We start from the raw sequence: 12,889 nt of genomic DNA on the forward strand, positions 1-12,889 counted from the left end.
TCGCCGGCTTGTTGACACCACGCATTCTTCATTATTTTATTCTAGGTTGATACTCAAACCTAAACCTCTCAACTCGTGCAACAATACGTTCAAGGATTCCGGAATACCAGGTTGCGGCATCGGTTCACCTTTCACAATTGCTTCATAAGCCTTCGAACGTCCTACCACGTCATCAGACTTGATAGTCAGAATCTCCTGCAGGATATGAGCAGCGCCAAAGCCTTCAAGCGCCCAAACCTCCATTTCTCCGAAACGCTGACCACCGAATTGTGCTTTACCACCAAGAGGTTGCTGAGTAATCAATGAGTACGGACCGATAGAACGAGCATGCATCTTGTCTTCAACCATGTGACCTAACTTCAACATATAAGTCACACCTACAGTAGCCGCCTGGTCAAATTGCTCACCTGTACCACCATCGCAAAGATAAGTCTTACAGTAGCGTGGCAATCCAGCCTTGTCTGTCCATTCGTCCAAATCATCCATTGTAGCACCATCGAAAATAGGAGTTGCAAATTTCACACCCAATGTCTTTCCGGCACGTCCAAGTACAGCTTCAAAAATCTGACCGATGTTCATACGGGAAGGCACACCCAACGGATTCAATACAATGTCAACCGGAGTACCGTCCGACAAGAACGGCATATCTTCCTGACGTACGACACGTGACACGATACCCTTGTTACCGTGGCGACCTGCCATTTTATCACCCACACCAATCTTACGTTTCTTAGCAATATATACTTTAGCCATCTGAATGATACCGGCAGGAAGTTCGTCACCGATAGTGATAGCAAACTTCTTACGTTTCAATTCAGCATCCAGTTCTTTGTATTTCTTGATAAAGTTCATCACCAAGTCACGGATCATACCGTTAGCATGGTCGTCACTAGTCCAGTTGCTCAACTGGATAGAAGTAAAGTCAAGTGAATCAAAGTCTGATGCACTGAACTTAGCCCCCTTGGCAATCACTTCCGCACCCAAATAATCTTTCACGCCCTGAGAAACTTTGCCTTCTGTCAAAGTCATCAGTTTCTTAACCAGAATACGTTTCAAGTCTGCAACCTTTGATTCAAATTCATCATCAATCTTAGGCAGCAATGCTTTGTCTGCAAGTTTGGAGCTACGGTTCTTGATGACACGTGAGAATAACTTCTTATCGATAACAACCCCTTTCAAAGAAGGAGAAGCTTTCAGTGAAGCATCTTTCACATCACCGGCCTTGTCACCGAAGATAGCACGAAGCAGTTTCTCTTCAGGAGAAGGATCAGATTCACCCTTCGGAGTAATCTTACCAATCATGATATCACCCGGTTCGATACGGGCACCAATTCTTACGATACCATTCTCGTCCAAGTCCTTGGTAGCTTCTTCACTTACATTCGGAATATCAGAAGTCAACTCTTCCATACCACGTTTTGTTTCACGAACTTCCAAAGAGTATTCTTCCACGTGAACAGAAGTCAGCAAATCTTCCCGTACTACGCGTTCGTTCAAAACGATAGCATCCTCATAATTGTACCCCTTCCAAGGCATGTAAGCAACCAACAAGTTCTTACCCAGTGCCAACTCACCCTTTTCGGTAGAATAACCTTCAGTCAAGATATCACCCTTCTTCACACGCTGACCTTTGTCGCAAGTCGGACGCAAGTCAATTGTCATGTTTTGGTTAGTCTTACGGAACTTAGGTATTCTGTATTCTTTCAGAGCTGGTTCGAAACTTACAAATTCTTCGTCTTCCGTACGGTCGTACAGAATACGAATTGTAGTAGCGTCAACATAGTCAACCACACCATCTCCCTCAGCAGTAATCTGCGTACGAGAGTCTCTAACCAACTGACGTTCGATACCAGTACCAACAATCGGAGCCTCACTTCTCAACAACGGAACTGCCTGGCGCATCATGTTAGAACCCATCAATGCACGGTTAGCATCATCATGTTCCAGGAACGGAATCAATGAAGCTGCGATTGATGCAATCTGCTGAGGAGAAACATCCATCAAATCTACCTCTGCCGGTTCAACAACCGGGAAGTCAGCATCCTGACGAGACTTAACCTTATTACGCACGAATGTACCGTCATCATTCAACGGAGCATTACCTTGCGCTATAATCTTCTCTTCTTCTTCTTCAGCGGTCAGATAAACCAAGCCGTCATCAGAAAGGTCCACCTTTCCGTTTTCAACCTTACGGTAGGGAGTCTCGATAAATCCGAGTTCATTAATTTTAGCGAATACACACAACGATGAAATCAAACCGATGTTCGGACCTTCAGGAGTCTCAATCGGACAAAGACGACCATAGTGTGTATAGTGAACGTCACGAACCTCAAATCCGGCACGTTCACGAGAAAGACCACCAGGACCCAGTGCAGACATACGACGCTTGTGCGTGATTTCAGCCAGCGGATTTGTCTGGTCCATGAATTGCGACAAGGCATTCGTTCCGAAGAAAGAGTTGATTACAGAAGAAATAGTCTTCGCATTAATCAAATCAATCGGTGTAAACACTTCATTGTCGCGGACGTTCATACGTTCACGAATCGTACGGGACATACGCGCCAAACCAACAGCAAACTGGTTAGAAAGCTGTTCGCCCACTGTACGTACACGACGGTTACTCAAGTGGTCAATATCATCCACATCTGCCTTCGAGTTAATCAACTCAATCAGATATTTGATGATTTCAATGATATCTTCCTTAGTGAGAACACGCACGTCCATATCAGTCGTCAAGTTCAACTTTTTGTTGATTCTGTAACGACCTACATCACCAAGGTCATATCTTTTTTCTGAGAAGAACAAGTTGTTGATAACTTCGCGTGCACTTGCGTCATCAGCCGGGTCGGCGTTACGCAACTGACGATAGATATACAACACAGCCTCTTTTTCCGAGTTACTCGGGTCCTTCTGCAGCGTATTATATATGATAGAGAAATCAGACTGATTCGGTTCATCCTTATGCAAAAGGATATTTTGAACTCCCGATTCCAGAATTTCATCAATATGCTCCTCTTCCAGTACGGTTTCACGGTCGATAATAACTTCGTTACGTTCGATAGAAACCACTTCACCGGTATCTTCATCAACGAAATCTTCAATCCATGTTTTCAAGACACGTGCAGCCAGTTTGCGGCCCAGCACTTTCTTCAGATTTGTCTTGTTAACCTTCACATCCTCTGCGAGGTTGAAAATCTCAAGAATATCTTTGTCATTCTCGAAGCCAATCGCACGCAACAAGGTGGTTACCGGTAATTTCTTCTTACGATCAATGTATGCGTACATCACATTATTGATGTCAGTAGCAAACTCAATCCACGAACCTTTAAACGGAATAATACGAGCCGAATAAAGTTTTGTACCATTGGCATGCACACTTTGACCGAAGAACACACCCGGAGAACGGTGAAGCTGTGACACAACTACGCGTTCGGCACCATTAATGACGAAAGTAGCCTTATCAGTCATATAAGGAATCGGGCCGAGGAATACGTCCTGAATCACTGTATCAAAATCCTCATGATCGGGGTCCGTACAGTAAAGCTTAAGTTTCGCTTTTAAAGGAACACTATAAGTGAGCCCACGCTCTATACAGTCATCGATGGTATAACGCGGCGGATCAATATAATAGTCCAGAAACTCTAGAACAAAATTGTTTCTAGTATCGGCAATAGGGAAGTTTTCAGCAAATACTTTATACAATCCCTCATTCTTACGCTTTTCAGGTGGGGTATCTAATTGTAGAAAGTCTTGGAATGACTTCAATTGTACTTCCAGGAAATCCGGATATTCGAGCGGATTCTTAGTCGAAGCAAAATTAACTCTTTGATTTACAGTATTTGAAGACATCTATTAATGAATTTGGAGAACTTAATTTGAAATATATACACAAAAAGGTTAAGAATCCTCTTGTGAAGGATTCCTAACCGAATTACCTGATTACCAGGCCAATGTTATTTAAGTTCAACTTCAGCTCCAGCTTCTTCCAATGTTTTCTTCAATGATTCTGCTTCGTCTTTAGCCAAACCTTCTTTAACTGTGCTAGGAGCACCGTCTACCAAGTCTTTAGCTTCTTTCAAGCCAAGGCCACAAGCTTCCTTAACGGCTTTAACAACCTGAAGTTTAGCTGAGCCAGCGCTCTTCAATACTACGTCGAAAGAAGTCTTTTCTTCTACAGCAGCAGCACCAGCTGCAGGACCAGCAGCAACAGCAACAGCTGCAGCAGCAGGTTCAATACCGTATTCATCTTTAAGGATAGTTGCAAGTTCATTAACTTCTTTTACTGTCAAGTTAACTAATTGTTCTGCAAAAGCTTTCAAATCTGCCATTTTTTGTATGATTTTAATTGTTTAAATACTTTGTTGTTTTTTGAAAATTATTCGGGTCTCTCACCAAGGGTTTTGAGTACTCCATGAAGGGTGTTACCACCTGATTGAAGAGCAGAAATAACATTCTTGGCCGGAGATTGCAACAGGGCAATAACATCAGCGATAACCTCATTCTTACTCTTGATTGCAACGAGAGCATCCAATTGATCTGCACCAATGTAGAAGCTTTCTTCTGCATATGCGGCTTTCAGTCCGGGAATACCGTCTTTCGCTTTGTCCTTAATCAGTTTTGCAGGAACGTTAGCAACATTGCTAAACATAACAGCAGTAGTACCTTTCAAAGAACCGTAAAGAGGTGAGAAGTCATCTTCCAGGCTTTCAAGTGCTTTGTGAAGCAATGTGTTTTTAACCACCATCAATTTGATGTCTGATTTAAAACAATCCCTTCTCAATGCGCTGGTAGCAGCAGCGTTCATAGCTGTAACATCTACCAAATAGAAGTGACCATATTCCTTTACTGTAGCAGCAATTTGCTCTATAATCGTACTTTTATCTTCCTTTCTCATTATTTCTCTGTTTTATTAGATTTCATCCACTGATTTCGGGTCGATTTTGATACCCGCACTCATTGTACTAGAAAGATAAATACTCTTAATATACGTACCCTTTGCTGCGGTCGGTTTCAGTTTGTTCAGAGTAGAGATGAACTCTTTCGCATTGTCGCGAATCTGATCAGGACTGAATGATACCTTACCGATAGAAGTATGAACGATACCGCTCTTGTCAACTTTAAAGTCAATCTTACCTTGTTTTACTTCTTTTACAGCCTTAGCAACATCCATAGTTACAGTACCACTCTTCGGGTTCGGCATCAATCCACGAGGACCGAGTACACGACCGAGTGCACCAATTTTACCCATGATAGATGGCATAGTGATGATCACATCAATATCAGTCCATCCACCTTTGATCTTTTCAATATATTCGTCAAGACCAACATAGTCAGCACCAGCTTCTTTTGCAGCAGCTTCAGCATCCGGTGTACAAAGTACCAATACACGTACTTGTTTGCCAGTACCATGAGGAAGTGAAACAACACCTCTCACCATCTGGTTAGCTTTACGTGGATCAACACCTAAACGTACATCAATATCCAGTGAAGCATCAAACTTGGAAAAAGTGATTTCTTTTACCAAAGATGCAGCTTCTTTCAGTGAGTATGCTTTCCCTGCTTCAATCTTTTCTGCAGCTAACTTTTGATTTTTTGTCAGTTTACCCATTACAATTGAAGTTTATTAGTTATTAACCGGGAACTCCCCTTTTACAGCGATACCCATACTTCTAGCTGTACCTGCAACCATTCTCATGGCAGCGTCCACAGTAAAACAGTTCAAGTCCACCATTTTGTCCTGAGCAATCGTACGAATCTGTTCCCAAGTAAGCTCGGCAACTTTCTTACGGTTAGGCTCAGCAGAACCACTCTTTACCTTAGCTACTTCAAGTAATTGAATAGCAACGGGAGGAGTCTTGATTACAAAATCGAAAGACTTATCTGCGTAGTAAGTAATGATAACAGGCAAAATCTTACCTGCCTTGTCTTGGGTTCTGGCATTGAATTGCTTGCAAAATTCCATGATATTGATACCCTTAGAACCTAGAGCAGGTCCAACTGGGGGTGATGGATTTGCAGCGCCTCCTTTAATCTGTAATTTGATTAGTCCAGCAACTTCTTTAGCCATTTTTTTATTGATTTATATATAAACATTAAACGAAGAACAACAACAGCGTAACAATTCCGTGTTATTCTTTTTCCACTTGCATAAAGCCCAATTCAAGCGGCGTTTTGCGCCCGAATATCTTCACCATGACCTTTAGTTTCTTTTTTTCACTATTCACTTCTTCAATGATACCACTGAATCCGCTGAAAGGGCCAAAAGTAACTTTTACAGTTTCACCAACCACGTACGGAATGCTGAGTTCTTCACCCGTTTCCTGCAGTTCGTCAACTGTACCAAGTATACGATTCACTTCTGATTGCCTGAGGGGCACCGGTTTTTCGGAGCCACCAAGAAAGCCTATCACATTCGGAGTATTGCGCAAGTGATGAGAAACCTCACCAACTAAAGCAGCCTCCACCAAAACGTAACCAGGAAGATAACTTCTTTCCTTCACAATTTTTTTACCGTTGCGAACCTGGTAAACCTTTTCAGTAGGAATCAATACCTGAGATACATATTCACCAAGGTCGCTGTTTTTAATGTCAGCCTCAAGATATTCCTTTACCTTAGCTTCTTTTCCGCTAATAGCACGCAAAACGTACCATTTCTTCTCAATCTCAGCCATTTTTTATTCCTAATTTTAATGTGGATAAACGATTTTTTCCATGAAGTTCTGGAAACAGACATCCATACCCCATACTACCAATGCAATAAGCAGGGAAGCATATAAAACAACTACTGCACTGTTAGCAAGTTCAGAATACGTAGGCCACGATACTTTATGAACAAGTTCGTCGTAAGATTCTTTAATATAAGCTATTACCTTTTTCATTTCAATAATATTAGCACGGGAGGAGAGGCTCGAACTCCCGACACCCGGTTTTGGAGACCGGTGCTCTACCAACTGAGCTACTCCCGTGTGTACATAATCAGTTCCCGATGAGAAACCGGGAACTGATTAATTATTGTGTATTAGTCAAGAATTTCAGTAATCTGACCAGCACCTACCGTACGTCCACCTTCGCGGATAGCGAAACGAAGACCCGGATTCAATGCTACTGGGTAAATCAACTCAACTGTGATAGTTACGTTATCACCCGGCATTACCATTTCAGTTCCTTCCGGCAAAGTGATTTCACCTGTACAGTCCATAGTACGCAAGTAGAACTGAGGACGGTATTTGTTGTGGAACGGAGTGTGACGACCACCTTCTTCTTTCTTCAAGATATAAACCTCAGCTTTGAATTTAGAGTGCGGTTTAATCTGACCTGGTTTACAAAGAACCATACCACGTTTGATTTCGTTCTTGTCGATACCACGAAGCAACAGACCTACGTTGTCACCAGCTTCACCTTGATCCAACAATTTACGGAACATTTCAACACCAGTTACAACTGATTTCTTATCTTCACCCAAACCAAGGATTTCAACTTCGTCACCTACGTGGATAACACCAGTTTCGATACGACCTGTTGCAACAGTACCACGACCTGTGATAGAGAATACATCTTCAACCGGCATCAAGAAAGGTTTATCAACATCACGCGGAGGCAGCGGAATCCAGTTATCAACAGCATCCATCAATTCCATAACTTTATCTTCCCACTTTTCAACGCCGTTCAATGCGCCAAGAGCAGAACCTTGGATGATAGGAGTATTGTCACCGTCGAAATCATAGAATGAAAGAAGCTCTCTCATTTCCATTTCAACAAGTTCCAACATTTCAGCATCGTCTACCATATCGCACTTGTTCAAGAATACAACCAAACGAGGTACGTTTACCTGACGAGCCAACAGGATATGTTCGCGAGTCTGAGGCATCGGACCATCAGTTGCAGCACAAACGATGATAGCACCGTCCATCTGAGCAGCACCAGTTACCATGTTCTTTACGTAGTCGGCGTGTCCCGGACAGTCAACGTGTGCGTAGTGACGGTTAGCTGTTTCGTACTCAACGTGTGAAGTATTGATAGTAATACCTCTTTCTTTTTCTTCAGGAGCGTTGTCGATAGAATCAAAAGAACGCAACTCAGAAAGACCTTTTTTTGCCAACACAGTAGTGATAGCAGCTGTCAACGTTGTCTTACCGTGGTCTACGTGACCGATTGTACCAATGTTTACGTGCGGTTTGGTACGTTCAAATTTCTCTTTAGCCATAGCTTTACTTGTTATTTATTTGATTAATAATCAGCATTTACATCTTATGAGCTGTTACCGGGACTTGAACCCGGGACCTCTTCCTTACCAAGGAAGTGCTCTACCGCTGAGCTATAACAGCAAGAAAAAAGAGCGGAAGACGGGGCTCAAACCCGCGACCCTCAGCTTGGAAGGCTAATGCTCTATCAACTGAGCTACTTCCGCATTCTCGCCAAAGTTGTCACTCTGATTTTGTGGGCAAAGATGGATTCGAACCACCGAAGTCGAAAGACAGCAGATTTACAGTCTGCCCCATTTGGCCACTCTGGTATTTGCCCTTGAATTCATTAAATAAAAGAACCAAAATCAAACAATATGACAAGAATCGATGTTCTATCTTTGTTCTTCTTCTTTTGAGCCTCTTGTCGGATTCGAACCAACGACCCCGAGATTACAAATCACGTGCTCTGGCCAACTGAGCTAAAGAGGCATTCTTGCTTAAAAAATGCAACCGTCACGTTCCAATGCGAGCGAAACGGCTGCAAATTTAGTCATTTATTTCTTTTCCGCAAAATATTTGCGCTTTTTTTATTTGTTACGTTGTTTTTCCTTGTATTTAACCAACTGTTTGCCTAATGCTTCCACATCCAAATCAATTGCTTCTTCAAATGTATCACACACCTTGCTTGCATAAAACTCTCCATTTGGAATAAGAATCTTAATACCCGCTTCTTTATTTTCAGCAACTTCCGGTTTAACTACCTTTAATGACACCTCTACTTTCTTTATATCTTCGTAATATTTTTCCAACTTAGACACTTTCTTTTGAATAAATGCCTGCAATTGCTCTGACGCATCAAAGTGAATTGATTGAATTCTAATATCCATACTTACCTCCTTGTTTTTAAGCTCTTGGATGAGCTTGTTTATACACTTTTTTAAGTTCTTCAAATGTAGCGTGCATATAGACCTCGGTAGTTGTTATACTCTCATGTCCCAAAAGTTCTTTTACCGCACCCAACTCCGCTTCATTATTCAGCATTGTGGTAGCAAAAGTATGCCTCAACACGTGAGGGCTCTTTTTTTTCAGCGTCGCCACCTTTGACAGGTTCCGTTTCACTAAATTATAGACTAGATTCTTATAAAGCCGTTCACCGTTTTCTCTTACAAAAAAAGCATCCGACCTCACCGGAATCGTTTCGTTTCTTATGTCGATATACCCGAGCATCAAATCCCGCAGTTCTTCACCAAACGGTATCAATCGCTGCTTGTTTCTTTTCCCGGTCACTTTCAGAAGAGAAGCCGAAAAATCCACATCCTTATCATCCAGACCTATCAATTCCGAAAGTCTCATGCCGGTAGCATAAAACACCTCGATAATCAACCGATCCCGACAGCCTTTAAACCCTTCGCCAAAATCCGTATCATCCAACAACCGATCCATTTCGCTTTCTTTCAAAAACACAGGCAACGGCTTTTTGTTCTTAGGTCCTTTTATTCTACATAAAGGATCCACAGTCGTTTCACCCTGTTTTAAAAGATACTTATAAAACGTCCGGAGCGAACTTAGCTTACGATTTACAGAAGTGGAGGTATATCCTCTATCCATTAATGAAACAATCCATTCACGAATCAGTTCAGCCTCTACCTCTAGCGGATCAAATTTTCCATACTCTTCTTGAGCGAACTCCCGTAGTTGCTTTATATCTTCACCGTACGCAAGAACGGTTTTTTCCGAGTAATTCCGCTCGTACCGGAGATAATCAAGAAAAGCTTCTATCAACATAATATCGCTACATCTAAAATCGTGCAACGAATGTATGAAAAGAATTCAATAATTCAAAGGAAATTACGAATTATTAATCTTCTACTTGCTGAAGTTTCTGTACGTAAACGGCACGTTCTCTCTTAAGTCTGTTAGTTACAGACGGTTTGTCAAACTGCTGTCTGCTTCTCAATTCTTTCACGATGCCAGTTTTCTCAAATTTTCTTTTAAACTTCTTCAGCGCTTTTTCAATGTTTTCGCCTTCTTTTACAGGTACTACAATCATTTTGTTACTATTAATATGTTATGATTAAAAAATTCCGCAGTCAAATTGCGCGGCAAAATTACACATACTTTCTTTATTCACAAAACTTTCGGCAAATATTTCTCAAAAACTATTCATAAACAAGCCATTAAACGTAGAAAGTTAGTACCTTTGAGTCACTTATGTACCTAAAATAATATAATAAAGTATGAAACAGAGCATAAAAGAGAGATTGCACGCGCTGCGCATGACATTCAAACCCAACTATATCAAGGCGTTTATCATCCCCAGCACCGATCCGCACCTGAGCGAATATGTAGCCCCCCACTGGATGTCCCGCGAATGGATTTCCGGATTTACCGGTTCTGCAGGAACCGTCGCCGTATTAATGGATAAAGCCGGACTATGGACAGACTCCCGTTATTTTCTGCAAGCAGAGAAAGAGCTGGAAGGCAGTGGTATTACCTTATATAAAGAGATGTTGCCGGAAACCCCAAGTATCACAGAATTTCTCTGCCAGAACTTAAAACCCGGCGAATCTGTCAGCATAGACGGAAAAATGTTCTCCGTACAACAAGTAGAGCAGATGAAAGGAGAACTTGCAGCACATCAGTTACGGCTCGATATATTTGGCGATCCATTACAAAGTATATGGAAAGACCGTCCTTCCATTCCCGATTCCCCGGCTTTCATCTACGATATTAACTATGCAGGAAAAAGTTGTAAAGAAAAGATTTCCACTATCCGTGCAGAGTTGAAGAAAAAAGGAGTTTATGCTTTATTCTTATCCGCTTTGGACGAAATAGCATGGACACTCAACCTGCGGGGAAGTGACGTACATTGCAATCCGGTTGTAATCAGCTATTTACTAATCACTCAGGATGAAGTGACTTATTTTATTTCGCCCCAAAAAGTCACGCGAGAGGTGGAGTCTTACTTAAAAGAACAGCACGTAAACCTGCACGATTATGACAAAGTAGAAAGCTTTCTAAACAGTTTTACCGGCAAGAACATCCTCATCGACCCCAAGAAAACAAATTTCGCAATTTATTCCGCCATCAATCCTAAGTGTTTGATTGTTCGTGGAGAGTCTCCTGTGGCATTATTAAAAGCGATTCGTAATGAACAAGAAATAGCCGGTATCCATGCTGCCATGCAACGGGACGGCGTGGCACTCGTGAAGTTCCTCAAATGGTTGGAAGAAACAGTCCCTTCCGGTAAAGAAACGGAATTAAGTGTAGACAAAAAACTACATGAGTTCAGAGCTGCCCAACCTCTTTATATGGGGGAAAGTTTCGACACTATCGCAGGATACAGAGAGCACGGAGCAATCGTACATTATTCGGCAACACCGGAAAGTGATGTAACACTCCAGCCAAAAGGATTTCTACTATTAGATTCGGGAGCCCAATATTTGGACGGTACCACCGACATCACCCGAACTATTGCGTTAGGAGAGCTTACCGAGGAAGAGAAAACAGATTATACCTTAATATTAAAGGGGCATATTGCGCTAGCGATGGCAAAGTTCCCCGCCGGCACTCGAGGCGCTCAACTCGATGTATTGGCCCGTATGCCAATTTGGAATCACGGAATGAACTTCCTTCATGGCACAGGGCATGGAGTCGGTCATTTCCTCAGCGTACACGAAGGCCCGCAAAGTATCCGCATGAACGAAAACCCCGTTGTATTACAACCGGGCATGGTTACTTCTAACGAACCGGGAGTTTATAAAGCCGGAAGCCACGGAATACGCACAGAAAACCTGACGCTAGTTTGTAAAGATAAAGAAGGTATGTTCGGAGATTATCTCAAGTTTGAAACAATTACCCTATGCCCAATCTGTAAGAAAGGGATAATCAAGGAGATGCTGACAAATGAAGAAATCGGATGGCTGAACAGTTACCATCAGACTGTCTACGAGAAACTATCTCCGAATCTTTGCGAAGAAGAAAAAGTCTGGCTACAAGAGGCGACTGCTTCCATTTAAACAGACCTTGCCTGACACCCGGATGTCAGCATACCCGACACCCGGATCTCAGGCTATCCAAGACCCGGGTCTCAGACGTCCTGACACCCGGGTGTCAGGCAACATTCAATTGTATTAAATAAAAAACTTTATTAGAAACAAATAGTTTATGGCTTTAATCAAATCAGTACGGGGATTCACTCCCGAAATCGGAGAGAACTGCTTCCTCGCAGATAATGCAACTATCATAGGAGATGTAAAAATAGGAAATGATTGCAGTATCTGGTTTAATACCGTATTGCGCGGTGACGTCAACTCCATACGAATAGGAAACGGAGTAAACATACAGGACGGGAGCGTGCTACATACATTATATCAGAAATCAATTATCGAAATCGGTGACCATGTTTCCGTGGGACATAACGTTACCATTCACGGAGCAACTATCAAAGATTATGCTTTGGTTGGAATGGGGTCGACCCTACTAGACCATGCTGTAGTTGGCGAAGGGGCAATTGTTGCCGCCGGTTCCTTGGTCCTAAGTAACACAGTAATCGAGCCTGGAAGTATTTGGGGCGGAGTACCTGCCAAATTTATAAAGAAAGTAGATCCTGAGCAAGCCAAAGAGCTGAATCAAAAGATTGCACACAATTATCTGATGTATTCGCAGTGGTATAAATAGAGGAGTAATTTTCCTGGGAATTATCC

At 42.3% G+C, this 12,889-nt stretch carries 13 protein-coding genes and 5 tRNA genes; 2 read left to right on the top strand and 16 right to left on the bottom strand.

Going from position 1 to position 12,889, the window contains the following annotated elements; translation table 11 throughout:
• Nucleotides 1-36: 36 nt before the first annotated feature.
• The 16 genes from rpoB to rpsU all read right to left on the bottom strand — a co-directional run bounded on the left by rpoB (nt 37) and on the right by rpsU (nt 10,233).
• Complete coding sequence (rpoB, locus tag ACGHVY_RS21770; RefSeq protein WP_390601536.1) at nt 37-3,849, bottom strand: DNA-directed RNA polymerase subunit beta; 3,813 nt, start codon at nt 3,847-3,849, stop codon at nt 37-39.
• A 104-nt stretch (nt 3,850-3,953) separates the two neighbouring features.
• The gene (gene rplL / locus ACGHVY_RS21775) at nt 3,954-4,328 is read right to left on the bottom strand and encodes a 50S ribosomal protein L7/L12 (protein ID WP_024988271.1); all 375 of its coding nucleotides are present in this window, start codon (nt 4,326-4,328) and stop codon (nt 3,954-3,956) included.
• Nucleotides 4,329-4,375: 47 nt separating this feature from the next.
• A complete protein-coding gene (gene rplJ, locus ACGHVY_RS21780) occupies nt 4,376-4,894 on the bottom strand; it encodes a 50S ribosomal protein L10 (RefSeq protein WP_390601539.1) in 519 nt (172 codons plus the stop codon).
• A 15-nt stretch (nt 4,895-4,909) separates the two neighbouring features.
• Nucleotides 4,910-5,608 carry a 50S ribosomal protein L1 gene (rplA, locus tag ACGHVY_RS21785; protein WP_007755659.1) on the bottom strand — a complete coding sequence of 233 codons (699 nt, stop codon included), beginning with the start codon at nt 5,606-5,608 and terminating at the stop codon, nt 4,910-4,912.
• A gap of 15 nt (nt 5,609-5,623) precedes the next feature.
• Entirely contained in the window at nt 5,624-6,067 is a 444-nt protein-coding gene (rplK, locus tag ACGHVY_RS21790; protein ID WP_008762027.1) for a 50S ribosomal protein L11, read from the bottom strand.
• A 61-nt stretch (nt 6,068-6,128) separates the two neighbouring features.
• Nucleotides 6,129-6,671, bottom strand: a complete 543-nt coding sequence (nusG, locus tag ACGHVY_RS21795; protein WP_024988273.1) for a transcription termination/antitermination protein NusG — start codon at nt 6,669-6,671, stop codon at nt 6,129-6,131.
• 15 nt (nt 6,672-6,686) lie between these two features.
• Nucleotides 6,687-6,878 carry a preprotein translocase subunit SecE gene (gene secE / locus ACGHVY_RS21800; protein ID WP_004296363.1) on the bottom strand — a complete coding sequence of 64 codons (192 nt, stop codon included), beginning with the start codon at nt 6,876-6,878 and terminating at the stop codon, nt 6,687-6,689.
• Between the two features lie 14 nt (nt 6,879-6,892).
• Nucleotides 6,893-6,965: transfer RNA gene (locus ACGHVY_RS21805), tRNA-Trp, on the bottom strand.
• Nucleotides 6,966-7,018: 53 nt separating this feature from the next.
• On the bottom strand, nt 7,019-8,203 hold the full coding sequence (tuf, locus tag ACGHVY_RS21810; RefSeq protein WP_044655865.1) for an elongation factor Tu: 1,185 nt from the start codon (nt 8,201-8,203) through the stop codon (nt 7,019-7,021).
• A 49-nt stretch (nt 8,204-8,252) separates the two neighbouring features.
• Nucleotides 8,253-8,324: transfer RNA gene (locus ACGHVY_RS21815), tRNA-Thr, on the bottom strand.
• Nucleotides 8,325-8,334: 10 nt separating this feature from the next.
• Nucleotides 8,335-8,407, bottom strand: a tRNA-Gly gene (locus tag ACGHVY_RS21820).
• Between the two features lie 30 nt (nt 8,408-8,437).
• Nucleotides 8,438-8,520 (bottom strand) — tRNA-Tyr (locus ACGHVY_RS21825).
• A 78-nt stretch (nt 8,521-8,598) separates the two neighbouring features.
• Nucleotides 8,599-8,672, bottom strand: a tRNA-Thr gene (locus ACGHVY_RS21830).
• A 98-nt stretch (nt 8,673-8,770) separates the two neighbouring features.
• Nucleotides 8,771-9,070, bottom strand: coding sequence for a ribosome hibernation-promoting factor, HPF/YfiA family (gene hpf, locus ACGHVY_RS21835; RefSeq protein WP_217931251.1), 300 nt, complete (start codon nt 9,068-9,070; stop codon nt 8,771-8,773).
• Between the two features lie 16 nt (nt 9,071-9,086).
• Nucleotides 9,087-9,968, bottom strand: coding sequence for a tyrosine recombinase XerC (locus ACGHVY_RS21840; protein ID WP_308745964.1), 882 nt, complete (start codon nt 9,966-9,968; stop codon nt 9,087-9,089).
• Nucleotides 9,969-10,041: 73 nt separating this feature from the next.
• On the bottom strand, nt 10,042-10,233 hold the full coding sequence (gene rpsU / locus ACGHVY_RS21845) for a 30S ribosomal protein S21 (RefSeq protein WP_024988277.1): 192 nt from the start codon (nt 10,231-10,233) through the stop codon (nt 10,042-10,044).
• Nucleotides 10,234-10,420: 187 nt separating this feature from the next.
• Here rpsU and ACGHVY_RS21850 point away from each other — a divergent pair, with 187 nt between their 5' ends.
• Both ACGHVY_RS21850 and ACGHVY_RS21855 read left to right on the top strand, forming a co-directional pair.
• Nucleotides 10,421-12,202, top strand: a complete 1,782-nt coding sequence (locus tag ACGHVY_RS21850; protein WP_390601544.1) for an aminopeptidase P family protein — start codon at nt 10,421-10,423, stop codon at nt 12,200-12,202.
• A 148-nt stretch (nt 12,203-12,350) separates the two neighbouring features.
• Nucleotides 12,351-12,863 (top strand): gamma carbonic anhydrase family protein, encoded by a 513-nt coding sequence (locus ACGHVY_RS21855; protein ID WP_390601546.1) that lies wholly within the window; start codon nt 12,351-12,353, stop codon nt 12,861-12,863.
• The last annotated feature ends 26 nt before the right edge of the window (nt 12,864-12,889 follow it).

It is taken from the genome of Bacteroides sp. f07 (genome assembly GCF_042854785.1).
Lineage (GTDB): Bacteria > Bacteroidota > Bacteroidia > Bacteroidales > Bacteroidaceae > Bacteroides.

Coding starts and splice junctions, on each gene's coding strand:
- rpoB (WP_390601536.1), bottom strand. CDS start 3,849: ATGTCTTCAAATACTGTAAATCAAAGAGTTAATTTTGCTTCGACTAAG.
- rplL (WP_024988271.1), bottom strand. CDS start 4,328: ATGGCAGATTTGAAAGCTTTTGCAGAACAATTAGTTAACTTGACAGTA.
- rplJ (WP_390601539.1), bottom strand. CDS start 4,894: ATGAGAAAGGAAGATAAAAGTACGATTATAGAGCAAATTGCTGCTACA.
- rplA (WP_007755659.1), bottom strand. CDS start 5,608: ATGGGTAAACTGACAAAAAATCAAAAGTTAGCTGCAGAAAAGATTGAA.
- rplK (WP_008762027.1), bottom strand. CDS start 6,067: ATGGCTAAAGAAGTTGCTGGACTAATCAAATTACAGATTAAAGGAGGC.
- nusG (WP_024988273.1), bottom strand. CDS start 6,671: ATGGCTGAGATTGAGAAGAAATGGTACGTTTTGCGTGCTATTAGCGGA.
- secE (WP_004296363.1), bottom strand. CDS start 6,878: ATGAAAAAGGTAATAGCTTATATTAAAGAATCTTACGACGAACTTGTT.
- tuf (WP_044655865.1), bottom strand. CDS start 8,203: ATGGCTAAAGAGAAATTTGAACGTACCAAACCGCACGTAAACATTGGT.
- hpf (WP_217931251.1), bottom strand. CDS start 9,070: ATGGATATTAGAATTCAATCAATTCACTTTGATGCGTCAGAGCAATTG.
- ACGHVY_RS21840 (WP_308745964.1), bottom strand. CDS start 9,968: ATGTTGATAGAAGCTTTTCTTGATTATCTCCGGTACGAGCGGAATTAC.
- rpsU (WP_024988277.1), bottom strand. CDS start 10,233: ATGATTGTAGTACCTGTAAAAGAAGGCGAAAACATTGAAAAAGCGCTG.
- ACGHVY_RS21850 (WP_390601544.1), top strand. CDS start 10,421: ATGAAACAGAGCATAAAAGAGAGATTGCACGCGCTGCGCATGACATTC.
- ACGHVY_RS21855 (WP_390601546.1), top strand. CDS start 12,351: ATGGCTTTAATCAAATCAGTACGGGGATTCACTCCCGAAATCGGAGAG.